Annotated in this window: 22 protein-coding genes; 13 read left to right on the forward strand and 9 right to left on the reverse strand. The window is 49.9% G+C overall.

The features are described from left to right. Positions 1-10: 10 nt before the first annotated feature. Positions 11-562, reverse strand: a complete 552-nt coding sequence (gene infC / locus J1781_RS25010; protein WP_013576136.1) for a translation initiation factor IF-3 — start codon at positions 560-562, stop codon at positions 11-13. A gap of 3 nt (positions 563-565) precedes the next feature. Continuing rightward, entirely contained in the window at positions 566-2,494 is a 1,929-nt protein-coding gene (gene thrS, locus J1781_RS25015) for a threonine--tRNA ligase (RefSeq protein WP_095921433.1), read from the reverse strand. Between the two features lie 289 nt (positions 2,495-2,783). On the opposite strand from thrS, the gene J1781_RS25020 reads away from it, so the two are divergent. After that, positions 2,784-3,464 carry a MarC family NAAT transporter gene (locus tag J1781_RS25020; RefSeq protein ID WP_129951735.1) on the forward strand — a complete coding sequence of 227 codons (681 nt, stop codon included), beginning with the start codon at positions 2,784-2,786 and terminating at the stop codon, positions 3,462-3,464. Positions 3,465-3,487: 23 nt separating this feature from the next. On the opposite strand, the gene J1781_RS25025 is transcribed toward J1781_RS25020, so the two are convergent. Continuing rightward, complete coding sequence (locus J1781_RS25025; protein WP_013576139.1) at positions 3,488-4,123, reverse strand: transglycosylase SLT domain-containing protein; 636 nt, start codon at positions 4,121-4,123, stop codon at positions 3,488-3,490. Between the two features lie 322 nt (positions 4,124-4,445). Between J1781_RS25025 and J1781_RS25030 the strand changes: the two genes are divergently transcribed. Beyond that, a complete protein-coding gene (locus J1781_RS25030; RefSeq protein WP_217218970.1) occupies positions 4,446-5,315 on the forward strand; it encodes a fructosamine kinase family protein in 870 nt (289 codons plus the stop codon). Between the two features lie 105 nt (positions 5,316-5,420). On the opposite strand, the gene J1781_RS25035 is transcribed toward J1781_RS25030, so the two are convergent. Next, positions 5,421-5,969 (reverse strand): YniB family protein, encoded by a 549-nt coding sequence (locus tag J1781_RS25035; protein ID WP_129951737.1) that lies wholly within the window; start codon positions 5,967-5,969, stop codon positions 5,421-5,423. Positions 5,970-6,151: 182 nt separating this feature from the next. On the opposite strand from J1781_RS25035, the gene hxpB reads away from it, so the two are divergent. The 5 genes from hxpB (at position 6,152) to J1781_RS25060 (ending at position 11,089) form a co-directional block, all read left to right on the forward strand. Continuing rightward, complete coding sequence (gene hxpB / locus J1781_RS25040) at positions 6,152-6,817, forward strand: hexitol phosphatase HxpB (RefSeq protein ID WP_217234336.1); 666 nt, start codon at positions 6,152-6,154, stop codon at positions 6,815-6,817. Between the two features lie 305 nt (positions 6,818-7,122). Beyond that, positions 7,123-7,959 (forward strand): 5-dehydro-4-deoxy-D-glucuronate isomerase, encoded by an 837-nt coding sequence (gene kduI / locus J1781_RS25045; protein WP_129951739.1) that lies wholly within the window; start codon positions 7,123-7,125, stop codon positions 7,957-7,959. Positions 7,960-8,037: 78 nt separating this feature from the next. After that, a complete protein-coding gene (gene kduD, locus J1781_RS25050) occupies positions 8,038-8,799 on the forward strand; it encodes a 2-dehydro-3-deoxy-D-gluconate 5-dehydrogenase KduD (protein WP_129952134.1) in 762 nt (253 codons plus the stop codon). Between the two features lie 152 nt (positions 8,800-8,951). After that, the gene (locus tag J1781_RS25055) at positions 8,952-9,509 is read left to right on the forward strand and encodes a metal-dependent hydrolase (protein ID WP_129951740.1); all 558 of its coding nucleotides are present in this window, start codon (positions 8,952-8,954) and stop codon (positions 9,507-9,509) included. 188 nt (positions 9,510-9,697) lie between these two features. Further along, complete coding sequence (locus J1781_RS25060) at positions 9,698-11,089, forward strand: L-cystine transporter (RefSeq protein ID WP_217157171.1); 1,392 nt, start codon at positions 9,698-9,700, stop codon at positions 11,087-11,089. 87 nt (positions 11,090-11,176) lie between these two features. On the opposite strand, the gene kdgR is transcribed toward J1781_RS25060, so the two are convergent. Then, positions 11,177-11,968 carry a DNA-binding transcriptional regulator KdgR gene (kdgR, locus tag J1781_RS25065; RefSeq protein WP_217157173.1) on the reverse strand — a complete coding sequence of 264 codons (792 nt, stop codon included), beginning with the start codon at positions 11,966-11,968 and terminating at the stop codon, positions 11,177-11,179. Between the two features lie 239 nt (positions 11,969-12,207). Between kdgR and J1781_RS25070 the strand changes: the two genes are divergently transcribed. Beyond that, the gene (locus J1781_RS25070) at positions 12,208-13,605 is read left to right on the forward strand and encodes an MFS transporter (RefSeq protein WP_129990452.1); all 1,398 of its coding nucleotides are present in this window, start codon (positions 12,208-12,210) and stop codon (positions 13,603-13,605) included. A gap of 55 nt (positions 13,606-13,660) precedes the next feature. Here J1781_RS25070 and htpX read toward each other — a convergent pair whose 3' ends face one another. The 4 genes from htpX to J1781_RS25090 form a co-directional block, all read right to left on the reverse strand. Continuing rightward, the gene (htpX, locus tag J1781_RS25075) at positions 13,661-14,542 is read right to left on the reverse strand and encodes a protease HtpX (RefSeq protein ID WP_129951744.1); all 882 of its coding nucleotides are present in this window, start codon (positions 14,540-14,542) and stop codon (positions 13,661-13,663) included. Between the two features lie 289 nt (positions 14,543-14,831). Beyond that, positions 14,832-16,904 (reverse strand): carboxy terminal-processing peptidase, encoded by a 2,073-nt coding sequence (gene prc, locus J1781_RS25080; protein ID WP_129951745.1) that lies wholly within the window; start codon positions 16,902-16,904, stop codon positions 14,832-14,834. Between the two features lie 19 nt (positions 16,905-16,923). Continuing rightward, complete coding sequence (gene proQ / locus J1781_RS25085; protein WP_015697850.1) at positions 16,924-17,613, reverse strand: RNA chaperone ProQ; 690 nt, start codon at positions 17,611-17,613, stop codon at positions 16,924-16,926. Between the two features lie 95 nt (positions 17,614-17,708). Next, positions 17,709-18,206 (reverse strand): free L-methionine (R)-S-oxide reductase MsrC, encoded by a 498-nt coding sequence (locus tag J1781_RS25090; RefSeq protein WP_129951746.1) that lies wholly within the window; start codon positions 18,204-18,206, stop codon positions 17,709-17,711. 257 nt (positions 18,207-18,463) lie between these two features. Between J1781_RS25090 and yebS the strand changes: the two genes are divergently transcribed. The 5 genes from yebS (at position 18,464) to J1781_RS25115 (ending at position 26,438) form a co-directional block, all read left to right on the forward strand. Further along, on the forward strand, positions 18,464-19,711 hold the full coding sequence (gene yebS, locus J1781_RS25095) for a membrane integrity lipid transport subunit YebS (protein WP_129951747.1): 1,248 nt from the start codon (positions 18,464-18,466) through the stop codon (positions 19,709-19,711). Beyond that, on the forward strand, positions 19,680-22,310 hold the full coding sequence (locus tag J1781_RS25100) for a PqiB family protein (protein WP_217234337.1): 2,631 nt from the start codon (positions 19,680-19,682) through the stop codon (positions 22,308-22,310). The genes yebS and J1781_RS25100 overlap by 32 nt, the downstream gene beginning before the upstream one ends. Before the next feature lie 84 nt (positions 22,311-22,394). Continuing rightward, positions 22,395-23,912, forward strand: a complete 1,518-nt coding sequence (gene rsmF, locus J1781_RS25105) for a 16S rRNA (cytosine(1407)-C(5))-methyltransferase RsmF (RefSeq protein ID WP_217234338.1) — start codon at positions 22,395-22,397, stop codon at positions 23,910-23,912. Positions 23,913-24,280: 368 nt separating this feature from the next. Next, positions 24,281-26,002: a sensor domain-containing diguanylate cyclase gene (locus J1781_RS25110; RefSeq protein WP_129951750.1), complete on the forward strand. Its 1,722-nt coding sequence runs from the start codon at positions 24,281-24,283 to the stop codon at positions 26,000-26,002. 193 nt (positions 26,003-26,195) lie between these two features. Further along, the gene (locus J1781_RS25115) at positions 26,196-26,438 is read left to right on the forward strand and encodes a YebV family protein (RefSeq protein WP_013576157.1); all 243 of its coding nucleotides are present in this window, start codon (positions 26,196-26,198) and stop codon (positions 26,436-26,438) included. The last annotated feature ends 4 nt before the right edge of the window (positions 26,439-26,442 follow it).

Consider the following 26,442-nt stretch of genomic DNA (forward strand, 5'->3'; position numbering starts at 1 on the left):
CTTGGAAGCCTTACTGTTTCTTCTTAGGTGCGAGCACCATGATCATCTGACGACCTTCGATCTTCGTAGGGAAGGATTCGACAACGGCCAGTTCAGAATCTTCACACAGGTCTTTACGGACGCGGTTAAGCACTTCCATACCGATCTGTTGGTGCGCCATTTCACGCCCACGGAAACGCAGGGTGATTTTAGCTTTATCGCCATCTTCCAGAAAGCGAATCAGGTTGCGTAGTTTGACCTGATAGTCGCCATCATCGGTACCAGGTCGGAATTTGATTTCCTTAACCTGAATAACTTTTTGTTTCTTCTTCTGCTCTTTGGTCGACTTGCTCTTCTCGTAGAGGAATTTGCCGTAATCCATGATTCGACAAACTGGCGGCTCGGCATTCGGACTGATTTCTACTAAATCGACGCCCGCTTCCTCAGCTTTTTCAAGAGCTTCATTCAGACTGACAATACCAATCTGCTCGCCATCGACGCCTGTGAGGCGAACTTCTTGCGCGCGAATCTCTTTGTTAATGCGATTAGGACGCGCCGGTTGAACTCGTTTTCCGCCTTTAATACTTTATTCCTCCAGTTGATGAAGACTTCTGCTGCGGATTTCCGCCAGCAGTTTGTCAACGACTTCGCTAACATCCATGCTTCCTAAGTCTTTGCCGCGGCGGGTACGAACAGCAACTTTGCCTGCTTCGACCTCTTTATCGCCACAAACTAACATATAAGGAACACGGCGTAGCGTGTGTTCGCGAATTTTAAAGCCAATCTTCTCATTTCTCAAGTCGGCTTTAACGCGAATGCCTGCATCTTGCAGTTTTTTAGTTAATTCTTCGACATAGGTAGCTTGTGCATCAGTGATGTTCATGATCACTACCTGAACCGGAGCCATCCAGGTCGGGAAGAAGCCAGCGTATTCTTCAGTCAGAATACCGATGAAGCGCTCCATCGAACCCAGGATAGCACGGTGAATCATTACCGGAACCTGACGGTCGTTACTTTCGCCAATATAAGAGGCGTTCAAACGACCAGGTAATGAAAAGTCGAGCTGCACGGTACCACACTGCCACGCACGATCCAAACAATCATGCAAGGTAAATTCAATTTTCGGACCGTAGAACGCCCCTTCACCTGGCTGATATTCGAACGGAATATCGTTTTCAGTCAGCGCAGCCGCGAGATCATCCTCAGCACGTGTCCACATTTCATCAGTACCAATGCGCTTCTCAGGACGGGTGGATAATTTCACCACGATCTTTTCGAAACCAAAAGTGCTGTACATGTCATACACCATACGGATACAGCTGTTTACTTCGTCACGTACCTGCTCTTCAGTACAGAAGATATGGGCATCATCCTGAGTGAAGCCACGAACTCGCATCAGGCCATGCAATGCGCCGGAGGGCTCATTACGGTGGCAACTGCCGAACTCAGCCATACGCAATGGCAGGTCGCGGTAGGATTTCAGTCCCTGATTGAAGATCTGAACGTGTCCCGGACAGTTCATTGGTTTGATGCAATATTCCCGGTTTTCAGAAGAAGTGGTGAACATCGCTTCTTTGTAGTTTTCCCAGTGACCGGTTTTTTCCCACAGCACGCGATCCATCATGAACGGACCTTTTACTTCCTGATAGTCATAAGACTTCAGTTTCATGCGTACAAAGGCTTCCAGCTCGCGGAAAATAGTCCAGCCGTCGTTGTGCCAGAACACCATGCCCGGAGCTTCTTCCTGCATGTGGTAGAGATCAAGCTGCTTACCAATTTTACGGTGGTCACGTTTACCGGCTTCTTCCAGACGCTGAATGTATGCATTCAGTTGCTTTTTATCTGCCCATGCGGTGCCGTAAATACGTTGCAGCATTTTGTTATCGCTGTTACCACGCCAGTATGCACCGGAGGTTTTCTGCAGTTTGAAATGATGGCAGAAACGCATGTTCGGTACATGTGGGCCACGACACATATCCACATATTCTTCATGGTGATACAAGCCCGGACGATCATCATGACTGATGTTTTCATCCAGGATCGCCACTTTGTATTCTTCGCCACGGCTTGCAAAGGTGTCACGCGCTTCCTGCCAGCTGACTTTCTTTTTAATAACGTCGTAATTCTTTTCAGCCAGTTCGTGCATGCGCTTTTCAAGCAGTTCGATATCTTCCTGAGTCAGCGTGCGATCTAAATCGACGTCGTAGTAGAAGCCATTATCGATAACCGGGCCGATTGCCATTTTGGTGTCTGGCCAGAGTTGTTTAATGGCATGACCCAAAAGGTGCGCACAGGAGTGGCGCAAAATTTCAAGACCGGCTTCGTCTTTAGCAGTAATGATCGCCAGTTGCGCATCAACCTCAATCAGATCGGTGGCATCAACCAGTTCGCCGTTAACACGACCCGCGATACAGGCTTTCGCCAGACCAGGACCGATATCAAGGGCAACATCCAGAGGAGAAACGGGGCGATCAAAAACGCGCTGGCTTCCATCAGGAAGAGTAATGACAGGCATGCTAATTCCTTAATCTACAGTGGTGCCCCACACGACAGAGCACATCTAGAAAAATATTTGAGTTTAAATTCACGTAGTTATTCACGCTATTTAGCTTTACCTTGCCAAATATAGGCACCCTGAATACTGCACGGTCTTGTACCGGGATGCGACGCGAAAACAGCCGACAAGTTTACCACCCGTAAAGTGCGAATTTCCAGCAACCTGTGTTGCTAATCGCGGATATTTTTCGTGTAATCTTCTCTGAGACGCTAAGGTAACCAGAGATGCATTTGAAAAAGAGAAGAAGATGACAGAAATCAGGCAATTATTTGAGGTACTTGGACTGGGTCTGGTGGTGCTGCTTCCGCTGGCAAATCCGCTGACAACCGTTGCCCTGATGCTCGGCCTTTCAGGGAATATGACCACTCAGGAAAGGAACCAGCAGTCGCTGATGGCCTCAGTGTATGTCTTTATCATCATGATGGTGGCGTATTACGCAGGACAAGTGGTGATGAATACCTTCGGGATTTCCATTCCCGGTCTGCGTATTGCGGGGGGACTCATCGTCACCTTTATCGGTTTCAGGATGCTTTTCCCTCAGCCGCACGTAGAAGAAAGAATCCTTATCGAAAACAAAACGGCTGAAATGAAGAAGCAGGATTCGCCAAATATCGCTTTTGTTCCTCTTGCGATGCCAAGTACCGCCGGACCAGGCACTATCGCCATGATTATCAGCAGTGCTGCGACGGTCAAGTCATCTGACTATCCGCACTGGATCATTATCGTTGCGCCGGTGATGATTTTCTTTTTAGTGGGTTTGATTTTGTGGATATCCCTGCGCAGTTCCGGGGCGATTATGCGTCTGGTCGGGAAAAGCGGAATTGAGGCGATTTCACGTCTGATGGGATTTTTGCTGGTGTGTATGGGCGTTCAGTTCGTTATCAACGGCATTATCGAGATTATTAAAACCTTCCCGCCAGCAGCCTGAGCCGCTGGCGGGAAAAACCATGCTTATCGCATCGCCAGATAGGCATTGTTCACTTTCCACAGATAGCGTGGGGCTTGTGGTGCCGGATGTTTTTTCTGTACATGGGCAGAAAACTCTGCGGGCGTCATCAGATTGATTTTCGCAATCGCATACGTTTTATCTTTATCGAACGTTCTCAGCAATGCCCCTGCTCCGTTCACATAGGCCAGCGTAGTGGCGTAACGGCGGGTTTCAGGGTTATTAATGCCGGCAAGCTGCTGTTGTAAAATGCTTAAATAAGCCGTTCCAAGGTCAATGTTAACCGCCGGATCTTTTAAATCACGCGGCGTGGGCTGACCGTAACGTCCTTTCATCCGGTAGGCATCGCGTCCTGCCGTTGAGGCCTTTAGCTGCATTAACCCAATCGCATTCGATTTGCTGACAACGGTTGGGTTATATCCAGATTCGACCTGAATGATCGCTTTAACGAGTGTTTCGTCGACGCCGTAAGTATTTGCCGCCTGGTGAATAACATCACCATAAGGCCCCGGATGCATTAATGAAGTATCGCGCTGAGGTGGCGGCGATGGATTCAAAAAACGCGTGGTCTGAACCGGTGTTTCTTTAGCGCAACCCGCCAGCAATAGCGCGGCCATCAAATAAAGAATGTTTGGTTTCACGTTATCTCTCTCGCGACTGGGACGAGATGTAGCATATACATCTTCTTCCCACACCTGAATATATTTTTCGTCTATTATTATTATTGCTTTGTTAAACAAGGGGGTTGAGATGATGTCGATAAGACAATTCCGCTTATAAAACCTGTTTCAGGTTACTTATTCCTAAATTAATCGGTTCGCTGATGGCATTTCCTATTTAGCCATCTCAGAAATGGCATAAATTGACATCATCATCTGATTCAGCCGTGCGCCGGATCGGGTTTTCGAAGCGCGAAAAACGCTAACTTAATGAATTATCGGGCCAGTCAGAAGGGGTAATACCATGTGGCAAGCCATCAATCGTTTGTTGAGTGAACACTTAGGTAATGCTGAAATCCGCGAACGTGTTGAGCTCCCGGGGGGCGAAATCCACCCTACCTGGCGGCTGAGTTACGGTGACAGGGATGTGTTCGTAAAATGTAATACACGCGAAATGTTGCCTATCTTTGCCGCTGAAGCCGATCAGCTTACCCTGCTTGCGCGCAGCCAGACCGTCCGGGTACCGGAAGTTTATGGCGTAGGCAGTGATCGTGATTACAGTTTCCTCTTACTCGAATATATCCCGCAAAAACCGCTGGATGCACATAATGCCTATGTTTTAGGTCAGCAACTTGCCACGTTGCACCAGTGGAGTGAGCAACTGCAATTCGGTCTGGATTTCGATAATGAACTGGCGACGCTTCCGCAGCCCAACAGCTGGCAACGACGCTGGGCCACCTTCTTTGCTGAACAGCGTATTGGCTGGCAGCTACAACTGGCTGCAGAAAAAGGGATGATGTTTGGCAATATCGAAGATATCACGGCCATGGTTTATGCACGCTTGCAGAATCATCAGCCGCAACCTTCACTTTTACACGGCGATTTATGGCCGCATAACTGTGGTTTATCGGATGATGGTCCGGTGATTTTTGACCCTGCCTGCTACTGGGGAGACCGGGAATGCGATCTGGCTATGCTGCCGTTGTATCCTAATATCCCGCCGCAATTATATGACGGTTATCAAAGTGAAACTCCGCTCCCTGATGACTTCATTTCCAGGCAACCCGTCTACCAGTTATATTACCTGCTTAACCGCAGCAATTTATTCGGTGGTCAGCATCTTGTGGTTGCACAACGCGCCATAGAAAGACTGCTACACGAAGATATCAGTTAGCAAAATTAATCTTTTAGCCCTGAGAAAATATGGCCTGAACACGTCAGTATTCAGGCCATATTTATCATGCTTACCGAAAAGCGTTATAAATATGTCGTCAGTATGTCAGGCAATTAATCCTAATAATTTCAAAATGAAATAGCCGATGACAGCGATGATAATTGGCAAAATATACAATGGGAAATACTGCACCAAAATAGTGTGTCGCGGTATCACGATACGCTCTTCGATTTGCGGACGCGTACGTCCTTCAACCCCTTTCGCCTGTTCCAGAATAAGCTGATCCTGAATCCCTTCGCGAATGTGTTTCACCTGACGGGACATTCTCGCGCCGGAAGCCTGAAGTGCCAGACCCACAAAAATCAGCCAGTAGATGACAAAGAACATGACGTTCGCGCTGGTAACACCCTGTCCTAAAGCAGGCACCGGTGAGTTGTACCAAAAGACATTGAGAAACGCCGTATTGAACTTCACCATATCCACCATCACATGGACGAAATCCAGCATGACCGCGTTGATGCCCTGCTCCGTTTTAGTGTGCTCATTGATAAAAGTCAGCAAAGAAATCAGCGTTGAAAGCAGAGCAGGAATAAAGATGATCCATCCCGCTATTCGTTTAATGACTGCCACACGTCCGGCTTGTTGGTACGTCATGAATTCCCCTTGTTAGGATACCTAAAGCAACGGCTAAGTTTACCCACAGAAAGGCTGCTCCGCCCAATGTTTTAATCAGTTAGCATGGCAGTGCCGGGACAACAGCCCTCCGTCTTTGATTTCACCTACATTCCCGCCAATGTTAGAGTGGGTTTCTATTTATTGTAAGGGAGTCCGCTTTCATGGCTTATATCCGCCCTGTTAATGCAGCAATTTTCGATATGGATGGTCTGTTAATTGATTCTGAACGTTTATGGACTCAGGCTGAGCTGGACGTTTTCAGTCGCCTGGGGGTTGATATTTCCCAGCGCCATTTATTGCCGGATACGCTAGGTTTGCGTATCGATCAGGTGGTCAGAATGTGGTATCAGGCGCTTCCATGGCGGGGTCCGGATCAGGAAGAAGTGTGCTCGATGATCATCGCCCGCACGATTGAACTGGTGGAGCAAACCCGGCCACTGCTGCCTGGCGTAAATCATGCCCTTGAACTTTGCCGTGATCAGGGGCTTAAAATTGGTCTTGCCTCTGCATCACCGCTGTTTATGCTCGATACCGTGCTGGAAATGTTTAATTTACAATCTTTCTTTGAGGTTCGTGTTTCTGCGGAAAAGCTGCCTTACAGCAAACCCCATCCTGAGGTCTATCTGCTGGCTGCGGGAGAATTACAGGTTGATCCCCTGCACTGTGTGACGCTCGAAGACTCTTTTAATGGCATGATCGCCACCAAAGCCGCGCGTATGCGCTCGGTGGTAGTGCCGGACCACGAATACAGTATGGATCCGCGCTGGGCGCTCGCCGATGTCAAACTTTCTTCCCTCGAACAACTGCATGTGGTGCATATCAGTTAACTTTATACGCAGCCGCACATGCGGCTGCGTAATTTCAGGACTTCCCTCCTGCCTGAATGTCCTCATCCCACATTTCCACTGCGAAATTTTTTAAGCTTCGTTTAATGTCGTAAATCTTGAACTGACTCATAAAATAAATAAAACATCATTTCATTTTTATTGAATTAACATGTCAATCAACCTATGATTTCTGCAACAAGGACGAGCCGGGAGCTCTCCTGCTTCTGTACCCTGTCACTGCCACGCAACGGTCAGACTCGCCCGGTAAGTCCTCCTTAATCTCGTCATCTATGAGAGGCATCCACATGCAAGTTCGTCAAAGTATCCACAGCGACCACGCTAAAACACTTGATACCGCTGAATTACGCCGTGAATTTCTCATTGAGAAAATTTTCGAGAAAAATGCCTACACCATGACCTACAGTCATATTGACCGCATCATTGTCGGCGGTGTCATGCCCGCTGAAAAAACGGTATCCGTGGGTGATGAAGTTGGTAAACAGCTTGGCGTAAGCTATTTTCTTGAGCGTCGCGAACTCGGCGTGATCAACATTGGTGGTCCGGGCCTGATCGTGGTTGATGGTACGACATATGAAATCGGTCATGAAGAAGCGTTGTATGTCGGCAAAGGGGCACAACGGGTTGAGTTCAGCAGTGTTGATCCGTTAAAACCGGCTAAGTTTTACTACAACAGCGCACCGGCTCATACCACTTTCCCAAACAAAAAAATCACGCTGGCGGAAGCCTCTCCGCAGACCATCGGTGATGCAGCCACCAGTAACCGCCGCACCATCAATAAATTCATCGTGCCTGACGTTCTGGAAACCTGCCAGCTGACCATGGGGCTGACCAAACTGGAAGAAGGCAGCCTGTGGAATACCATGCCTTGCCATACCCATGAACGCCGTATGGAAGTGTATTTCTACTTCAATATGGAAGAAGAGACGGCCGTGTTCCATATGATGGGGCAACCACAGGAAACCCGTCATTTATTAGTGCACAATGAACAGGCCGTTATCTCTCCAAGCTGGTCAATCCACGCCGGTGTGGGCACCAAAAACTATACCTTTATCTGGGGCATGGTCGGTGAAAACCAGGTATTCGACGACATGGATCACGTCAAAGTCAGCGAACTGCGTTAACTCCTCCCCGCTCTGCTTTAACCGGCAGAGCGACTCATCTTTTATGGCGAACGCGCCGTGGCAAAAGAGACTCTGAATATGATCCTCAGTTCATTTGAATTAAGCGGCAAAGTCGCCATCGTCACCGGTTGCAATACCGGGCTGGGCCAGGGCATGGCGCTAGGCCTTGCGCAGGCGGGATGCGATATCGTGGGTATTAACCTGTCAGCACCTGCAGAAACAGAAAAAAAGGTCACCGCGGCAGGTCGCCGATTTCTCGATCTGAGAGCAGACCTGAGCAGCATTCAGGGTATTCCGGAGCTGATTGAGAAGGCTGTCGGAGAATTTGGTCATATCGATATTCTGATCAATAACGCCGGGATTATCCGTCGCGAAGATGCCATCGAATTCAGCGAGAAAAACTGGGATGATGTGATGAATGTGAACAGTAAAACGCTGTTCTTTATGTCTCAGGCAGCCGCGAAACAGTTCATCAAGCAAGGCAACGGCGGCAAGATTATAAATATTGCCTCTATGCTCTCCTATCAGGGTGGAATAAGGGTGCCTTCCTATACGGCGTCAAAAAGCGCCGTAATGGGTCTGACCCGACTGATGGCCAATGAATGGGCGAAGCACAACGTCAATGTGAATGCGATCGCCCCAGGATATATGGCGACCAACAACACGGAACAGTTGCGTGCAGATGAAGAACGCAGCAAAGAAATCCTCGACAGGATCCCCGCCGGACGCTGGGGTCTGCCAGAAGATGTGATGGGGCCGGTCGTCTTTCTGGCGTCAAAAGCATCTGATTACGTTAATGGCTACACGATTGCCGTCGATGGCGGTTGGCTTGCGCGTTAATGGCACCATAAGTGACACCGAAAGGCGTCTGTTTATACGCCTTTCTTGTTTTTTATCAGCTCGTTGACAATTAGTTACAGGGCATCTCTTCCAAGATTGTGACAGTTTCACTTATACTGGATAAAATAACAGTTATCCAGTTCGGACGCGTCATGACGGCGGAAGGCCATCTCATTTTCTCAATAGCCTGTGCAGTATTTGCCAAGAAGGCACAGCTTTCTCCCGAGCTGGCGCATGGTGACTGGTGGCATATCATTCCCGGCTCTTTGCTTACTTGTCTGCTGCCTGATATTGATCACCCCAAATCGGTGCTGGGACAGCGTCTCAAATGGCTGTCAGCCCCCATCGCGCGGGCTTTCGGTCACCGCGGGTTCACTCACAGTTTGCTGGCTGTGGCCGGTGGGATTTTTCTTTTACGTACTCATTTCCCTCACGACTGGGTGATCCCAGCTGACGCTTTCCACGCCATGATTATTGGTTATCTGAGCCATATTCTGGCTGATATGCTGACACCCGCAGGTGTGCCACTGCTCTGGCCTTGTCGGTGGCGTTTCCGGTTACCTTTAATTAACAGTCAGCAAGGGAATCAGCTCGAACGGACACTCTGCCTTATTCTGGTCGGTCTGACCCTTTTCTGGCCAGACTGGACGCCCATCATTGGTGCAATAAATCCGGATTTTTTTAATCACCTGCTGAAATTATTCATCTGAACAGAATGAAACACTGCCAGATTGGCTAAAATCAATACAAATATCACCAAAAAGTTATAACGAATTACTTTTGGATATAAATAGTCAGGCCATCAAACTGTTATTCTGCACCCCAATGCTTTGGGATGGTGCAGTCCTTTCCGGAAACACCCGTTTCATTTATCAAAATTATAAGTTTGGAGTCTGGTATGAATCTTCCGCTCGTTCTTAACGTAGTGGTTTTCGTTGCCCTGCTTTTGCTGCTGGCGCAAACCCGCCACAAGCAATGGAGTCTGGCAAAAAAAGTTTTGCTGGGTCTGGCTATGGGTGTGGTATTTGGCCTGGCTTTACAGCTGATCTACGGTTCCGATGATCCGGTACTGAAAACCTCAATTACCTGGTTCAATGTTGTCGGTAACGGCTACGTCCAGTTGCTGCAAATGATCGTCATGCCGCTGGTGTTTGTCTCTATTCTGAGCGCAGTGGCGAAACTGCATAACGCGTCATCGTTGGGTAAAATCAGTTTACTGACCATCGGCACCCTGCTGTTCACCACGCTTATCGCTTCTCTGGTGGGTATATTCGTGACCGGCCTGTTCGGTCTCACCGCTGACGGCCTGGTACAGGGCACGCAGGAAACGGCGCGGCTGACGGCAATTCAGACTAATTATGTCGGCAAAGTGGCTGACCTGAGCGTGCCTCAGCTGATTCTTTCCTTTATACCGAAGAACCCGTTTGCTGACCTGACAGGCGCTAGCCCGACATCCATTATCAGCGTCGTGATCTTCGCTGCCTTCGTGGGCGTCGCGGCCCTGCAACTGGTGAAAGATGATGCAGAAAAAGGCCCGCGTGTTCTGGCCTTCATCGATACCCTGCAGGCATGGGTGATGAAGCTGGTGCGTCTGGTTATGAAACTGACCCCGTATGGCGTACTGGCTCTGATGACAAAAGTCGTCGCAGGTTCGAATGTTCAGGATATCATTAAGCTGGGCAGCTTCGTTGTGGCGTCTTATCTGGGGCTGGGCATCATGTTTGTTATTCACGCGGTGCTGCTGTCATTCACCGGTGTTAATCCGGCGAAATTCTTCCGTAAAGTCTGGCCGGTGCTGACTTTTGCTTTCACCAGTCGTTCAAGTGCCGCGACCATCCCGCTGAGCGTTGAAGCGCAGACACGCCGTCTGGGTATCCCTGAATCTATCGCCAGCTTTGCGGCATCTTTCGGGGCAACGATTGGTCAGAACGGTTGTGCTGGTCTGTATCCGACCATGCTGGCTGTGATGGTTGCCCCCACGGTTGGCATCAACCCGTTTGATCCCGTATGGATTGCAACCTTAGTGGGTATCGTTACCCTGAGCTCGGCCGGTGTTGCCGGTGTGGGTGGCGGTGCAACGTTTGCCGCCCTGATCGTATTGCCGGCCATGGGGCTGCCGGTTACACTGGTTGCCCTGTTGATTTCTGTCGAACCCCTGATTGATATGGGACGTACCGCGCTGAATGTCAGCGGTTCAATGACTGCCGGTACCATCACCAGCCAGTTGCTGAAACAGACAGATAAATCCGTAATGGACTCTGAAGAAACAGCGGAGCTGGCACACCGTTAATTTCAGATTGCTACCAACAAAAAACCGAAGCCAGTGGCTTCGGTTTTTTTATGCCTGAAATAACGCAGTATCTGAGAACACGGTAATTCAGAACGGATAATCGTGAAAACCGATTTGCTCTGAAATATTACGCGCGGCAGTATGCAACATTTCCACATAATGACTTTTGCTTTCTTCTGAGAACCGTATCGTCGGGAAAGAAATACTCAGACCCGCAATGACCACACCAAAGCGATCGAATACAGGCACTGCGATACAACGAAGCCCTTGTTCCTGTTCTTCATTATCTTCACCGAACCCCTGCACGCGAACCTGATCCAACGCAGTCTGCAAATCGGCAGCATTCATGATGGTATTTTCAGTGCTGCGGGTAAATTCAATCACCTGCAACAGCGCATTAACTTCGGTTTTATCGCCCCACGCCAGCAGCACCTTACCGATTGCCGTGGTGTGCAGCGGATTGCGCCGACCAATGCGTGAATGCATACGCAGGTTGTACATCGAGTCAATTTTATGGATGTAGACAATCCCGTCTTCATCCAGTGCGCCCAGGTGGATGGTTTCGCGGGTCAGACGGGATAATTCGCGCATCTGAATATCAGCGCTGCGGATCAGATCGACGTTTTGCAACGCCCTGGCACCCAGTTCAAATAACTTGAGCGTGAGGGAGTATTTCTCGGACTCCCCCTCCTGTGCAACATACCCCAGAGATTTCATCGTCTGAAGAAAACGGTAAACGGTGCTTTTGGACATCATCACACGCTGAGAAAGTTCAGTGATACCGATCTCACGCTCTTCCCCGAGCGCTTGTAAAATGCCAAAAACTTTCAGGACTGAGGAGACGGAATCGGGTTGCTTATCAAGATCTGCGATAGCCATAGGATATATTACCTGCTCGCGTTGAGATTGTTTCAAAAAAAATAGAACGTGGTTTTTATTATAATGGCAAGCCTCGCTGAGAAGCAATCAACCCATTGATCAAGAATGTAAGAACTGTTAAGCCAGTTTCATTCCCGACAGACAGATAAAAAATTCATTACCTCATGTGACAATTGTCACTTTACGTTAATTAGCGTAGTAATATTCCCCTCTATGATGACTACGCACTGACAGGCCTCATGACTCCTTCACCTGCTGACGGGTTACCCGTCCCACAACGATATGGTGCTATTCTGACCATTGCGCTCGGTATTACCGTTTCTGTACTCGATGGTGCTATCGCTAACGTTGCGCTGCCCACTATCGCTAATGATTTCCATGCCAGCCCGGCAACCTCTATCTGGGTGGTTAACGCCTATCAGCTGGCGATCACGATTTCCCTGCTTTCGCTGGCTTCGCTCGGTGATATCTTCGGCTACCGCCGTATCTACCAGACGGGATTGCTGGTATTTAGCATCACCTCGCTCTTTTGCGCCTTATCGGATTCATTGATGACACTGACTGTCGCCCGCGTGTTACAAGGTTTCGGGGCGGCAGCGATCATGAGTGTAAATACCGCGCTGATACGAATTATTTATCCGCAGCGCTTCTTAGGGCGTGGCGTCGGGATTAATGCGCTTATCGTCGCCGTCTCAGCGGCGGCGGGGCCAACGATTGCCGCCGGTATTCTGTCGGTGGCCTCCTGGCAATGGCTGTTCGCTATCAACGTTCCGATTGGTATCGTTGCGCTGCTCCTCGGGTTGAAGTTTTTACCGGCCAATGCGACACGAAGTCAGGGGCAGCGTTTTGATATCATCAGCAGCGTGATGAATGCCCTGACCTTCGGGCTGCTCATCAGTGCCATCAGTGGTTTTGCACAAGGCCAGAACCACACGCTGATCCTGGGGGAAGTCATAGCCCTCCTGATCATCGGCTGGTTCTTTGTACGCAGACAGCTTTCGCAGCCGTTCCCGCTGTTGCCGATCGATTTATTGCGTATTCCTATTTTCAGCATGTCACTGGGTACTTCGCTGTGTTCTTTCAGTGCCCAGATGCTGGCTTTCGTTTCTTTGCCCTTCTTCCTGCAAAATACACTCGGCTTGAATTCCGTGGAAACGGGTCTTCTGCTCACCCCCTGGCCGCTGGCGACGATGGTGATGGCACCGATTGCCGGGCGTCTGGTTGAACGTTTTCATCCGGGAATGCTGGGGGGAATCGGGTTGGTCGTGTTCTCATTCGGGCTCTTTTCGCTGTCATTGCTGCCACCAGAGCCTTCTCATCTGAACATCATCTGGCGCATGTTGCTCTGTGGGGCCGGTTTTGGTTTATTCCAGTCCCCCAACAACCATACGATCATCACGGCTGCACCGCGAAATCGCAGTGGCGGAGCAAGCGGACTGTTGGGAACCGCGCGTCTTTTGGGTCAGACAACTGGCGCGGCGATGGTTGCCCTCATGTTTAACCTGTTCCCGCAACATGGCACCCACGCATCGCTGATACTTGCGGGGACGCTGGCCGGAACCGGCGCGCTGGTCAGCTTGCTAAGGATGACGCAGAAAACCAGCAGCCAGAAAGAGGCGGATAACCTGAAATCCTGACATAAAAAAACCCGGCAACTTGCCGGGTTTTTTATCAGTAATGACCAAAGGCTGGTTACTTGATATATGCACCGCTGCGCAGCGCTTCGATACGTTTATCCAGCGGTGGGTGAGACATAAACAGCTCACTGAATGATTTGGATTTACCGTTGATACAAAATGCCATCATGCTGCCCGCTTCCTGTGGTTCGTGACTGGTTTTCAGACGCTGCAACGCAGCAATCATTTTCTCACGGCCTACCAGTTTTGCAGAACCCGCATCCGCATGGAATTCACGGTGACGCGAGAACCACATCGTAATCATGCTGGCCAAAATACCAAAGACCAGCTCCAGCACGGTCGCCACGGCAAAATAAATTAACGGGTTGCCGTTGCTGCTCTCTTCGCCATCCCGGTTGCCGGAAAGGAATCCGGAAGCCACCTGTGCGATAATACGTGAAATAAAGATCACAAAGGTATTCACGATCCCCTGAATCAAGGTCATGGTCACCATATCGCCGTTAGCAATGTGGCTGATTTCATGGGCAATAACCGCCTCGGCTTCGTCCTGACTCATGCTTTGCAGCAGTCCGGTACTCACGGCCACCAGAGAGGCATCACGGCGCGCCCCAGTTGCGAACGCATTAATATCGGGCGCGTGATAAATCGCCACCTGTGGCATCGCAATGCCCGCCTGATGAGACTGACGGCGTACTGTTTCCATCAGCCAGCGCTCAGTTTCATTACGAGGCTGTTCAATAACTTCCCCGCCCACAGAGCGTAACGCCATCCATTTCGACATCAGCAATGAGACAATTGCACCCCCGAAGCCAAACAGCCCGGCCATGATCATCAACCCCGGCACGCTGCTGTGCTGAATGCCAGTCAGGCTGAGCACCAGCCCGAATACCAGCATAACGGCCAGGTTAGTCAGCAGGAACAACGCTATACGCATCATAAAATTTCACTTCCTCATTGTTACTTCATTGTTATTAGCGAGTCATACCGCCGGCACATAGCACCCGGCTGTACTGATCCTATGGGCTTCTTATCAGGATTCAAGAGCCCGCGCGTTCTGAAGACCTGAATTCACAATACTTTACATTTTGAAGCGTTTTATTCACAGAGTGACCTGAAATATCAACATTTTTCCGTATCACTCTGCGGGATACTTTCGAAGCTTCATACAAAACACACGCATAAAAAAAGCGCACCGGAGTGCGCTTTCAGTATGGCTTTCACAACCGTTATTTCGCCGGTGCCTGATCAGCCTGAGACTTTTCCAGATTACCGAGATCAACAGCAATATGGTCAGCTTCATCGAGGTAAGGATCCGGAGCAACATAATCTTTCGGCAAATCGTCGAGAGATTTCAGCGGTTTCTTCCCTTCACGCTTGAAGCGTTCATTCAGACGACTCAGACGCAGTGCATCATCCTCTTTATCTTCTTTATCACGCTGTGCGTAATTCAGAGAGGCAATGTTACGTTTGTCTTTCAGCGCCTTGTAATGGGCAATGTCTTGCTGGATGTACTGGAACTCAGGATTTTGCGCAATACGGGCTTCATGATCTTTCAACAATTCAGGCAGGAACGGCTTCATGTCGCCTAATTTGGTGTAAGTCGCCGCATTAATGCTATCCCACGGAAGTGCGTTATCTTCGAACTTCTCGCCGGTTTCAATCGATTCAATACCGGTTGGCATCAGGATATCCGGGGTAACCCCTTTACGCTGAGTACTGCCGCCATTGATGCGATAGAACTTCTGGATAGTATATTGCACAGAACCGAGCGCAGGCCATTCAGGTCGCAGCATCTGATCGTAAATACGGTTCAGCGAACGGTACTGCTGAACCGTACCTTTACCAAAGGTCGGTTCACCGACAATCAGCGCACGGCCATAATCCTGCATAGCGGCCGCGAAGATCTCTGATGCCGAAGCACTGAAGCGATCAACCAGAACCACCAGCGGACCTTTGTAATAAACGACGCCATCGGTATCGCTGTCCTGCCGGATGCGGCCATTATTGTCACGCACCTGAACGACCGGACCACTTGGAATAAACAGACCCGACAGCGAAACTGCTTCCGTCAGGGCGCCACCACCGTTGGTACGCAGATCGATAACTAAGCTGTTAACGTTCTGCTTAGCCATTTTTTGCAACTGAACTTTGACATCATCCGTCAGGCCCACATAGAAGCCAGGAATGTCCATCACAGCGACTTTTTGGGCGCCAACATTCTTGATGGTCATTTTGACGGCGCGATCTTCGAGACGAATTTTCTCGCGGGTCAGCGTAATCACATGGTTCTTGGCATTTTTACCCGCAGGCAAGATCTGCAGACGGACTTTGCTGCCTTTGGGGCCTTTGATCAACGCGACCACATCATCAAGACGCCATCCGATGACATCCACGATTGGAGTCTGTTTGCCTGCCTGAACCTGCCCGACACCTACGATACGATCACCAACCGCAATGGCTTTACTTTTGGCCGCCGGGCCACCAGCAACCATAGAATTGATGACGGTATAATCGTCGTCACCTTGCAAGACGGCACCAATACCTTCCAGAGACAAACTCATTTCGGTATTAAACTGCTCGGTGCTGCGCGGAGACAGATAGTTAGTGTGCGGGTCAATTTCATGCGCAAAGGCATTCATAATCAACTGGAAAACATCTTCGCTGTTACTTTGCGTCAGGCGTTTCATCGCAAAATGATAACGCTTGGACAACACATCACGAATTTCCTGATCGTTCTTGCCGGTCAGTTTGAGGTTCAGCTCGTCATATTTGACTTTTGCATCCCACAATTTGTCCAGCTCAGCACGGTCTTTCGGCCACGGTGATTTACTGCGATCAAGTTCAATCGTGTCATTGCCGGTGAAATCCATCGGACGCTCAAGCACTTTTAATGCGTAGTCATAACGTTCGAAACGGCGTTTTTGAGCCAGATTGAATAAAGCATATGGCGTGGTTAACTGACCGGATTTCAGTTCCTCACCCAAGGTGGCACGTTTATCAGTAAATTGTGCGACATCGGAAGCCATTAATACGTTATGGCCATAATCGAGCATGTTGAGGTAGCGGTCGAAGATTTTCGCTGAGAAATCTGCATTAAGGTCGAACTGACGATAATGTGAACGGGTAAAACGAGCAGTAACACGCTCGCTCACCGTTGCATCCTGCGGATCCTGCGTTAAATTAGGAAGTTGAGCGAGAGTTACCGGTGTACTCTCGTTCGCTGCAAAGCTGGTATTCACCAGCCCTGCACTTGCCATTAACAGACCCGCGATAACGCTTAATCTGACAAATTTGTTCATGCCTGAGTTGGCCTCCGTATCAGAACTGCAAATGTTCTGCGCGTACAATCATCGCCAGACCCGAAGAGAGTTGAACGCGGACACCGTCTTTGGCAATTTCCAATACGGTGGCATCCATAGCACTCTTACCTGCTCTGACTTTGATTTCCTGGCCAATTTGCAGTTTTGAAATGTCTGTTACTGGCACCTGACGCGGTTCACGTTTTTCCTCACGCGGTGGGCGAGGTGTACGTGGTTTGCGATTTTCCTGACCAGCCACAGCTGCGGGCGCATTTTCACGACGCGGCGCAGGTTTTTTAGCGGCCGGACGTGGACGACGTGGCTCAGTGGTTTCACCGGCTTCACGACGTTTAGCCTGTTGTTCTGCACGTTGTGCCTGAACACGGGCTTTCGCTTCTTCCAACTGTTTACGGGCATGTTCTACGTGCTGCTCTTCAAGAACGCCACATGAGTTACCATCAAGGTCAACACGTTCCGCACCAACTTTAACGCCGTACAGATAACGCCAACTTGAGGTATACAGACGCAGAGCAGAGCGCAACTGAGTTTTGCTCAGATTCTCTTCACCTTGCACGCGTTCGACCAAATCCGCAAAAATACCAATCTTTAACGGGCGTGCTTCGCCTTCGGCGGTAAAACAAAGCGGGAACCGCTCAGCCAAAAAGGCGATGACTTCTTTACTACTGTTCAACTTAGGTTGATTTTCCATGAAATTTCCTGATTACAACGGGTTTGCCAACCGGCGCAGGCATGAACAGGCGACATTATAATGACGCCATTATTAAATGCCACGTTATCCGACGATCAACTTACAATCAGATTGACATATTTTTCAGCATCGCAGTTTTCGAGATGCTGGCAAAGCCCGCTGACTAACTCTGTCAGCCCCTGTTCATCCGCTTCATCGAAGCGCTGATAAACGGTGCTATCAATGTCTAATACGCCGATCACTGTGCCATTAACGGTCACTGGCAGAACAATTTCGGCATTACTTGCTGCGTCACAGGCGATATGGCCGGGGAAGGCATGAACATCCCCCACACGCTGTACGGCATTTTCCGCGACTGCGGTACCGCAGACACCTTTTCCTACCGGAATACGCACACAGGCAATTTTACCCTGGAATGGCCCGAGCACCAGTGTTGTACCGTCCAGCAGATAAAAACCTACCCAGTTGACGCCATCAAGACGCTCAAAAAGTAAGGCGCTTGCGTTCGACAGAGTCGCAATAAAATTGTTTTCTCCGGCGATCAAGGCGTTCAAATCACGTTTTAATTCCGTGTAGAATGCTTCTTTATTCATGTAGTAACCAATAATAACCTAAGGGCACTGAGCCGTTCTGTTGTGCTTAACCTCTATAAAATAAGCATTAAATGCCCATATGAACAAGGTTAATCCTGTGTGACATCAAAAAGACTCACCTACAATAACTGTTTGCCGACCGCATAATACGTTATTTTGTCAAAAAAACCTGGCTGATCTTGGCGTGATGGCCTCGCCTGCCCCCCTTTGGGGATGCGTAATTGTAACAACAGGTATTCTTTACTATTCCAGGTACTATGAAAATACACACAATATCAGCCCAGTTACCGCATGTTCGCTACCAGCGTTGCCATGAATGTGATTACCTTTTCTCGCTCCCGGCGTTGAAGCGGACGCAAACGGCACATTGTCCGCGTTGTAATGCCAAGGTAGAGAAAGGCAAAGTCTGTTCCCTCCCCAGGCTGATCACTATGGCCATCAGCATTTTGTTGCTGATGCCTTTCGCCTACACCGAACCGCTGATCAGCATTCGCCTGCTCGGCACGCGCATTGATGCCAGCCTGCTCGAAGGCATCTGGCAAATGTCGCGCCAGGGCGATCCGGTTACGGCAAGCATGGTGGCGTTTTGCACCATCGGAGCGCCGCTTACCCTGGCGATTTCTATACTTTATCTGCATTTTGGCCGTAAGCTGGGAATGAATCTCAAGCCCGTATTGCTGATGCTGGATCGCCTGAAAGACTGGGTCATGCTCGATATTTATCTGATTGGGATGGCCGTCGCCAGTATCAAGGTCAAGGAATATGCGGATATCAACGCCGGCATTGCGCTTACTGCGTACCTGATGATGACCGTGATGGTCACGCTGACAATGATTAATCTGAATATTGAGCAGTTGTGGGAGGAGTTTTATCCGCAGCGCAGGCCGAAAGGCGTGCCGTCTTCACTGCGCTTGTGCCTTGCCTGCAAATTCACGGGATTACCGGACGAACGCGGGCGCTGTCCTCGCTGTCACGTGCCCATGCGTCTACGCTACAAACACAGTTTGCAAAAAACCTGGGCGGCGCTGATGGCGGCAATGATATTTTTAATCCCGGCCAATTTGTTACCCATCTCCATCATTTATGCCAACGGGCAGCAACTGAAAGACACTATTTTCTCTGGCGTCGTTTCGCTGGCCACCTCAGGGAACATACCGATTGCCGCGATTGTGTTTATCGCCAGCGTACTGGTGCCTTTTACCAAAGTGATTGTGATGCTGACGCTGTTACTCAGTATCCATTTTAAAGCGATTCAGGGATTGAAAACGCGTATCCGCTTACTGCGACTGGTCACCTGGATAGGACGCTGGTCGATGCTGGATTTGTTTGTTATTGCCTTAATGATGTCGCTGGTAAACCGTGACCAGCTTTTGTCTTTTACAATGGGACCGGCTGCCTTCTACTTTGGCTCTGCCGTAATTCTGACCATTCTTGCCGTTGAATGGCTTGATAGCCGCTTGATTTGGGATGCACATGCAACAGGAAACGCCGAATACTCCGACTGAAGCACGGATAAAACACAGGCGCCGGATTTCGCCTTTCTGGCTTCTGCCGTTTATTGCTTTACTGATCGCCGGATGGCTGATTTACAGCAACTATCAGGAGAGTGGGAATACTGTGACGATCGATTTCCAGTCGGCAGCGGGTATCGTTGCGGGCCGTACTCCTGTGCGTTATCAGGGGGTTGAGGTTGGGACAGTAGAATCCATCAGCCTGACTAAAGATCTGCGTACCATTCAGGTAAAAGTCAGTATCAAAAGCGATTTATCTGACGCCCTGCGTGAAGGCACACAGTTCTGGCTGGTTACTCCGAAAGCATCACTGGCCGGGGTTTCCGGGCTTGATGCGCTGGTGGGCGGTAATTATATCGGCATGATGCCGGGACCAGGTAAAGAAAAAGATCATTTCGTTGCCCTCGATACTCAGCCTAAATTCCGCCTGAATACCGGTGAACTGATGATTCATTTGCATTCGAAAGATCTGGGCTCACTCAGCACCGGTTCGCTGGTGTATTACCGCAAAATTCCTATCGGGAAAGTTTACGATTACGACATTGAAAGTGGTAATGACGGCGTCACCATTGATTTGCTGATCGACAAGCGTTTTGCCGGTCTGGTGAAAGACAACACGCGCTTTTGGAACGTATCCGGCTTTAAAGGCGACTTCAGCCTGAACGGCGCGAAAGTGCAAATGGAAAGCCTGGCCGCACTGGTTAACGGTGCCATTGCAATGGATTCGCCAAATGAAGGTAATCCGGCCAAAGCAGATCAGTCTTACGTGTTATATCCGGATCTGGCGCAGAGCCAGCGCGGGGTTGAGATTAATCTCGATTTACCAAACGGTAACGGCTTGTCAGAAGGACAGACACCGCTGATGTATCAGGGGTTGCAGGTCGGTACGCTGACCAATGTGACGTTGCAGCCAGACAATAAGGTGGTCGGTAAACTGACTGTCGACCCTTCGGTAGTCGATCTGATGCGCACGGATACACGTATCGAAATGAACAGCCCGAAAATTAGTTTGAACAACGCTAATCTCAGCCAGCTGCTGACGGGGAATACCCTGGAATTGATCCCAGGCGATGGCGAACCGCAAAAGCATTTCGTGGTGCTTGACAGTAACCAGCGTCTGCTCCAGAACCCCGGCACTGTCAAGATTCAGCTGATTGCGCCGCAAAGCTATGGGATTGATGCGGGGCAGCCGATCAAACTTTATGGTATCAACGTCGGTTCCGTCATCGACCGCACGCTGACTGACGAAGGTATTCTGTTCAATGCCGCGATCAAGCCGGAATATAAAAACCTCCTGCATAAAGACAGCAAATTTGTGGTCAACAGCCGCCTGGATGTGAAGCTGGGTATTGATGGCATGGAAGTGCTGGGCGCCAGCGCGCAGGAATGGGTCGACGGGGGTATCCGCCTTATTCCTGGAAGCAAAGGGGAGCCCGCGCCCAAATACCCGCTTTACAGCAACGCAGAAAAGGCCGCTGAAGGCATTCAGGGCGATCAGCCTGGCGCCACGCTGACATTGACGGCAAAAAACCTGCCAGATATCCAGGCAGGATCGGTGGTGCTTTACCGTAAGTTTCAGGTCGGGCAAATTGTAAATGTACGCCCGAAAGCGAACGAATTTGAAGTCGATGTGTATATTCAGCCGCAATACCGGAACCTTCTGTCAGAAAAAAGTATTTTCTGGGCTGAAGGCGGTGCGAAAGTACAACTCAATGGCAGCGGTCTGACCGTTCAGGCCTCGCCATTAGATCGTGCGCTAAAAGGCGCCATCAGCTTTGATAATCTTGAAGGTGTCTCCACCAGCAAAGGGGTGAAACGGGTTCTGTATGATTCCGAAACTTCTGCCCGCGCCGTTGGCAGTCAGATAACGCTGAACACTTATGATGCCAGTAAGCTTTCCGCTGGCATGCCAATCCGCTATCTGGGCATTACGATTGGTCAGGTCGAATCACTGAAACTCGATCCGCAGCTTAATCAGGTTTCGGCCAAAGCTGTGCTGTATCCGGAATATGTGAATGATTTTGCCCGTCGCGGTTCACGCTTCTCGATTGTTTCGCCGGAGATCTCGGCTGGCGGTGTCAGCAATCTGGAAACCCTGCTCCAGCCTTACATCAACGTTGAAGCAGGCAAAGGGGTTCCGGCGCGCAATTTTGACCTGCAGGAATCCACCATCACAGACTCCCGTTACACCGACGGTCTCGGCATTGTTGTTGACGCTGCTGAAGTCGGCTCATTGCAAATCGGTACGCCGGTGTTGTTCCGGGGTATCGAAGTGGGAACTGTCTCAGGCTTCTACCTTGGCGCGATGGCTGACCGGGTCAACGTGACGCTGAGAATCAGCAAAAAATACCAGTATCTGGTGCGTGAAAACTCCGTTTTCTGGCTGGCATCGGGTTATGACTTGCAGTTCGGTCTGACTGGCGGCGTCTTTAAAAGCGGCACATTCCAGCAGTTTATCCGCGGCGGCATCGCTTTTGCGACCCCGCCGACAACGCCGCTGGCGCCGAAAGCCGCCAATGGCAACCATTTCCTGCTCAATCCGGAAGCGCCGAAAGACTGGCAGAAATGGGGTACCGCCATTCCTAAAAACTAACCAATATGATTTTCACCGGAGGCCACCTCAGGGTGGCCTTTTCCTTTCCGGACTATGACTCAGGCCCTCCCCGCAAAGCGAAATATGCTAAACTCCGCGGCTGAAAACTTATTCAGCTCTGGAACCGCATTCTTGTCAAAGCTCACCACTGCCAGCACTTTTGCTGATAAATTACCCGCCGCTTTTTTGGAAGCTACCCGTGCCATCATGCCTGCCAGCCTGAGCATGGAGGATTTCATCGCCGCCTGCCAGCGCCCTCTTCGCCCCAGTGTGCGGGTCAACACCCTCAAAATCAGCGTGGAAGACTTTCTTACACTCGCCGGCAGTTATCAGTGGGATTTAGAGCCTGTGCCCTGGTGCGCCGAAGGTTTTTGGATCAACCGCCATGCGCTCGATGAATCGCGCTTAGGCAATGCCTTATCGCATCTTGCAGGATTGTTCTACATTCAGGAAGCCAGCTCTATGCTGCCGGTCACCGCGTTGTTTTCGCATGATACTCCGCCAGCTTTGGTGATGGATATCGCCGCCGCACCGGGTTCAAAAACGACCCAGATAGCGGCGCTGATGGAAAATCAGGGGGGCATCGTTGCCAATGAATATTCCGCAAGTCGGGTAAAAGTTTTACATGCCAATATCAGCCGCTGTGGTGTCAGCAACACGGCACTGACACACTTTGACGGGCGTGTATTTGGTGCCGCATTGCCGGAAACTTTCGATGCGATTCTGCTGGATGCCCCCTGCTCCGGCGAAGGGGTTATCCGTAAAGATCCTGATGCCATGAGCAACTGGTCTGAAAACAGCGTTTCAGAAATTGCCGCCACGCAGCGTGAACTGATCGACAGTGCCTTTCATGCGCTGAAACCAGGTGGTGTACTGGTTTATTCAACCTGCACCCTCAACGCACAGGAAAATCAACAGGTCTGCCAGTGGCTGCTCGATACGTACGCTCATGCGGTGGAAAGTGAGTCGCTGGCTGATTTATTCGCGGGTGCGCAGAAAGCGGTAACGCCGGAAGGTTATTTGCACGTATTCCCTCAGGTTTATGACAGTGAAGGTTTCTTCGTCGCGCGTTTTCGTAAAACGGACTCTGTACCGCGCTTGCCTGTTCCGGGGTATAAAGTAGGCCGTTTTCCTTTCTCTCCGCTTTCCCGTCTGGACAGCGCGGAAATTATCAAAGCCGCCGCTCAGTCCGGGCTTTCATGGCCGGAAAAACAATACACGTTGTGGCAGCGTGACAAAGAGATCTGGATGTTCCCGGCGGTATTGGAACCCCTGTTTGGCAAGGTGCGCTTCTCGCGTATTGGTATACGGCTGGCAGAACGCTTTCCAAAAGGCTTCCGCTGGCAGCACGAAGCCGTGGTGGCGTTCAGCTATACTGACGCTAAAAACCGTTTTGACATTGACGATGAACTGGCGCAAAGCTGGTTCCGCGGCGTCGATATTTATCCGGAAACTCCCCCTCCGGCTGATGAATGTCTGGTGACATGGCTCGGTCAGCCGTTGGGATTAGCAAAGCGGATCGGCAGCAGGATTAAAAATAGTTTGCCGCGTGAACTGGTCAGGGATGGCGCGATCCGACCACAGATTTTATCGGATGATTAATTAATCCGACACTTTTGCAAACTTCTGTGCCATCAAATCATCCTGATGGCGCAGAATATTCTATCTGATTACTATCCGTAGCGATAAAAATTCATCCCGGTAAGTTTTGGTGAATTCTGTTCATCGTAGTCTTTAGATGAAATCCGGATGACAAAGTGTATAGAACCCTTACTTAGTCAAAATTTTATGCTGTATATAGTCGATAATTATTTATATTATCCAGAAAGGTTTATTGAATTATAAGTAGGAATAATCCTACCGTGACATGTATTATTGCCATCAAGATAACATTGCTAGTGATATATCATTTTCAGATATAAACCTTAATGCCTGATGTTGAGTAAAGACCTGCCAGTCGGAGAAGTGTCATGTCGGATGAAATGAAACTCGAATCAGCAGATGGACTGCTATTACAGCAAATGGCCAGCCTGCGGGATATCATCGATAACAATTCTGACTGGATCTGGGAAGTCGATACGCAGGGGCGTTATGTTTTTTCTTCGAATAAATGCATCGAGTTTCTGGGAGTTCCGCCTGAAAAAGTATTAGGAAAAACGCCGTTTGACTTCATGCCACCCGATGAAGCCAAACGGGTCGGCGAGCAGTTTGCCGCTATCGTCGAACGGCGCGCACCTTTCGGTGGTCTGCTAAACCGCAACATCCGCCCTGACGGTACGGAAGTCATTCTTGAAACCAGCGGTGTTCCGCTGTTTGACAATGAAGGTAATTTCCGGGGTTATCGGGGGATCGACCGCAACCTCACCAGCCTTGATCAGGCTCCTGGTCAGCGCCTCTTCCAGCTTGAAACCATTTATTCCAATGCACCGGTCGGTTTGTGTTTTATTGACCTGCAAATGCGCTATGTCACCGTAAACGATGCCATGGCGAATATTATCGGTTTGCAACCATACGAAGCGATTGGCCGTAAAGTTGGCGTGTTCCTGCCCGGCCTTTCTCCGTTGCTCAATAACGCACTGGAACTTGCGCAGCGCAATGAAACCACGCCGGACCGCGAATTCTCCATCCCCGGTAAGAATCAAGTTTTCTTTGTCCGTATCAAAGCGGCCTGTGATACACAAAATCAGCTTAATGGCCTTTCCGTCGCGATGACGGACATTACCAGCCTTAAACGGATGGAACGGGCACTGCGCGAAAGCCAGGAGCATTACCGCAATATGGTTGAGCTGAACCCGCAAATCCCGTGGACAGCAGATCCGCGCGGCCTGCTTAACGACGTCAGCTCACGCTTCCAGCGGATCACCGGCATGACGCGCCAGGATATTCTGGCAGATAAGTGGATCCAGAGTATGCATATAGAAGACCGCCGTGCTGCCGTACAAACCTGGGAACATTGCCTGAAAACAGGCGCACCACTGGATATTGAAGTTCGCTTCTGCCACGTTGACCGCGGCTGGAACTGGATGCGTATTCGTGCGGCAGCGAGTTATGCCTCCGACGGCTCTATTCAGCGCTGGTACGGTACCGCTGAAGATGTTCATGAACGTAAATTGCTGGAACTGAAACTGGTCAAAGCTAACCGCCGTCTGGAAATTCAGGCGCGCACAGACTCACTGACCAAATTACCGAACCGGCGTGAGTTTAAAAAAGTGCTCAGCCACGAATATATGCGTGCCAAGCGTAACCGCACGCCGCTGACCGTGGTGATGATAGATATCGATTACTTTAAACATTTTAACGACCACTACGGACATCTTTCCGGTGATGCCTGCCTGCGCCTGGTAGCCCGTACCTTGCGAAAATCACTCAAACGCAGTACCGATGTCGTGACACGTTTTGGCGGCGAAGAATTTGCCGCGATCTTGCCGGATACTGATTTGAAAGGTGCGTGGATTGTGGCACAGCACATTATGGAATCAATTGAAGCACTGGGTATCAAGCACAGCTTCAGCGAATTTAACCGCGTGACCATTAGCCAGGGAATTGCGACTTATATGCCAGATCAGGATCCGGACATTGAGGATCAGTCGGATATTGTGAGCGCCGCTGATGAAGCTTTGTATCTGTCAAAGAACAATGGTCGCAACCAGATTAACGCCATGCCCGTCTCCGTCAGGTTTAATCAACTTTAATCTTTTGTGCAGCCGTGCGCTATTTGCCGTGCGGCTGTTTTATCTTCCCCTCCTCTTTCTTTTGGCTGTTTTCTGCTTCGTTAAAAATTCGGCTGGCACTTTTTGTGCTGTCAGCTATCCTCATATAAGGAGGCCAACTGGTCGTACCTGATGTTACTGAAATCACACGCGTCACTCTGGCAAGGAGTACCTGATGGGAAAATCGAGCATAAGAATTGGCAGTTACGAAATTGACGATGCACATCTCTCGACGCCTGAAGCAAAAGGCGGCGATAAAGTGCACATCCCCTGCAAATCAGATCCTGATTTGTGTATGCAACTTGATGCCTGGGATGACCACACCAGTGTTCCGGCCGTAGTGGATGGTCGTCACTCGGTGCTATACAAGGAGAAGTATGACGAACAGAAAGATGAGTGGATCATGCGACTGGAGTAATACC

The organism is Rahnella perminowiae (assembly GCF_019049695.1).
Lineage (GTDB): Bacteria > Pseudomonadota > Gammaproteobacteria > Enterobacterales > Enterobacteriaceae > Rahnella > Rahnella perminowiae.

Bases quoted from the DNA above. Each gene is read 5' to 3' on its own strand.
- hxpB (WP_217234336.1), top strand. From the start codon at position 6,152: ATGGCTTATATCCGCCCTGTTAATGCAGCAATTTTCGATATGGATGGT.
- J1781_RS25070 (WP_129990452.1), top strand. From the start codon at position 12,208: ATGACTCCTTCACCTGCTGACGGGTTACCCGTCCCACAACGATATGGT.
- kdgR (WP_217157173.1), bottom strand. From the start codon at position 11,968: ATGGCTATCGCAGATCTTGATAAGCAACCCGATTCCGTCTCCTCAGTC.
- J1781_RS25055 (WP_129951740.1), top strand. From the start codon at position 8,952: ATGACGGCGGAAGGCCATCTCATTTTCTCAATAGCCTGTGCAGTATTT.
- prc (WP_129951745.1), bottom strand. From the start codon at position 16,904: ATGAACAAATTTGTCAGATTAAGCGTTATCGCGGGTCTGTTAATGGCA.
- kduI (WP_129951739.1), top strand. From the start codon at position 7,123: ATGCAAGTTCGTCAAAGTATCCACAGCGACCACGCTAAAACACTTGAT.
- J1781_RS25035 (WP_129951737.1), bottom strand. From the start codon at position 5,969: ATGACGTACCAACAAGCCGGACGTGTGGCAGTCATTAAACGAATAGCG.
- kduD (WP_129952134.1), top strand. From the start codon at position 8,038: ATGATCCTCAGTTCATTTGAATTAAGCGGCAAAGTCGCCATCGTCACC.
- J1781_RS25060 (WP_217157171.1), top strand. From the start codon at position 9,698: ATGAATCTTCCGCTCGTTCTTAACGTAGTGGTTTTCGTTGCCCTGCTT.
- yebS (WP_129951747.1), top strand. From the start codon at position 18,464: ATGAAAATACACACAATATCAGCCCAGTTACCGCATGTTCGCTACCAG.
- J1781_RS25110 (WP_129951750.1), top strand. From the start codon at position 24,281: ATGTCGGATGAAATGAAACTCGAATCAGCAGATGGACTGCTATTACAG.
- rsmF (WP_217234338.1), top strand. From the start codon at position 22,395: ATGCTAAACTCCGCGGCTGAAAACTTATTCAGCTCTGGAACCGCATTC.
- proQ (WP_015697850.1), bottom strand. From the start codon at position 17,613: ATGGAAAATCAACCTAAGTTGAACAGTAGTAAAGAAGTCATCGCCTTT.
- thrS (WP_095921433.1), bottom strand. From the start codon at position 2,494: ATGCCTGTCATTACTCTTCCTGATGGAAGCCAGCGCGTTTTTGATCGC.
- J1781_RS25020 (WP_129951735.1), top strand. From the start codon at position 2,784: ATGACAGAAATCAGGCAATTATTTGAGGTACTTGGACTGGGTCTGGTG.
- J1781_RS25115 (WP_013576157.1), top strand. From the start codon at position 26,196: ATGGGAAAATCGAGCATAAGAATTGGCAGTTACGAAATTGACGATGCA.
- htpX (WP_129951744.1), bottom strand. From the start codon at position 14,542: ATGATGCGTATAGCGTTGTTCCTGCTGACTAACCTGGCCGTTATGCTG.
- J1781_RS25030 (WP_217218970.1), top strand. From the start codon at position 4,446: ATGTGGCAAGCCATCAATCGTTTGTTGAGTGAACACTTAGGTAATGCT.
- J1781_RS25100 (WP_217234337.1), top strand. From the start codon at position 19,680: ATGCAACAGGAAACGCCGAATACTCCGACTGAAGCACGGATAAAACAC.
- J1781_RS25090 (WP_129951746.1), bottom strand. From the start codon at position 18,206: ATGAATAAAGAAGCATTCTACACGGAATTAAAACGTGATTTGAACGCC.